The sequence below is a fragment of the Coprococcus sp. AF99-45 genome (assembly GCF_027663865.1).
Classification (GTDB): domain Bacteria; phylum Bacillota; class Clostridia; order Lachnospirales; family Lachnospiraceae; genus Allocoprococcus; species Allocoprococcus comes.
In genome coordinates, this window is record NZ_JAQDGZ010000059.1 from 1 (window position 1) to 1,341 (window position 1,341).

Consider the following 1,341-nt stretch of genomic DNA (forward strand, 5'->3'; position numbering starts at 1 on the left):
TGGTGCTAGAATATAAATAGTACAAGTCAAAATGAGAATTCCTTATTACTAATTTTATGACACTATGTATGTATCGCACTGAAGGAGGATCTCATTATGGCAAAGCATTATGATAAACAATTCAAGATAGATGCAGTCCAGTACTATCATGATCACAGAGATTTAGGACTGCAGGGTTGTGCTTTAAACTTAGGAATCAGTCAGCAGTCTTTATCTCGCTGGCAAAAAGAACTGCGCGAAACAGGAGATATTGAAAACCGTGGTTCTGGCAACTACGCTTCTGATGAAGCAAAAGAAATCGCACGTTTAAAGCGTGAACTACGTGATACACAAGATGCGCTCGATGTATTAAAAAAAGCAATCAACATTCTGGGAAAATGACAGAAGCCATTTATCTCGAAGTTGCTGAGAAGGCAGAAGCAGCCCGTAAGGCTAAACGCCGTGTTTCTGTCTCCGGAATGTTGAAAATACTTGGCGTTTCCCGTGCTGGTTATAATGCATGGCTGAAACATGTTCCTTCTAATGCTGAAAAGCGTCGTGAAGCAGTAAAAGCCAAAATCAAGGATATTTACGATGAATCTAAACAGAATTATGGAGCTCCTAAAATTACTCAAGTATTACGTAAAGCAGGAGAAATCATTTCCGAGCGTACCGTGGGGCAATATATGAAACAAATGGGCATCAAGGCTCAATGGGTAAAACCATGGACAATTACCACAAAAGATTCTGACTTCAGTAACGAACTTCAAAATATCCTAGATGAACAGTTTAATCCAGAACGACCAAATACTGTTTGGTGTTCTGATATCACCTATATCTGGACGATAGATGGCTTCGTCTATCTAACCAGTATCATGGATTTATATTCCAGGAAAATCATTGCCTGGACGCTATCTAATACACTGGAAGTGTCCTGCGTGATTGAAACAATAAATAAAGCTAAGGCAAGACGAAAAATCGAAGAACCATTGATTCTACACTCGGATCGCGGGAGCCAGTATGTATCTAATGAATACAAACGTGTTACTGCAAATATGCAGTGTAGCTACTCTAAAAAAGCTTACCCATGGGATAATGCTTGTATTGAATCATTTCATTCACTGATTAAACGTGAATGGTTAAATCGCTTCAAAATCTGCGATTATGGGCATGCATATCGATTGGTATTCGAGTATCTGGAGGCATTCTACAACACAAAACGGATTCATAGTCACTGCGACTATATGTCACCAAATGATTATGAAGAACTGTATCGTAGAGTGCAACAACACGAATTGCTGATGGCAGGTTAAAATGGGGAAAACCTCATTTTAACTTGTACTAAATCTTGACATAGGACCA

2 protein-coding genes are annotated in these 1,341 nt (G+C 39.0%); both read left to right on the forward strand.

What is annotated here, in order from left to right; genetic code table 11:
- Positions 1-96: 96 nt before the first annotated feature.
- Entirely contained in the window at positions 97-381 is a 285-nt protein-coding gene (locus PGR14_RS15995) for a transposase (RefSeq protein ID WP_055247392.1), read from the forward strand.
- Entirely contained in the window at positions 378-1,292 is a 915-nt protein-coding gene (locus PGR14_RS16000) for an IS3 family transposase (RefSeq protein WP_055247390.1), read from the forward strand. Before PGR14_RS15995 ends, PGR14_RS16000 begins: the two co-directional genes overlap by 4 nt.
- Positions 1,293-1,341 lie beyond the last annotated feature (49 nt).

Bases quoted from the DNA above. Each gene is read 5' to 3' on its own strand.
- PGR14_RS16000 (WP_055247390.1), top strand. From the start codon at position 378: ATGACAGAAGCCATTTATCTCGAAGTTGCTGAGAAGGCAGAAGCAGCC.
- PGR14_RS15995 (WP_055247392.1), top strand. From the start codon at position 97: ATGGCAAAGCATTATGATAAACAATTCAAGATAGATGCAGTCCAGTAC.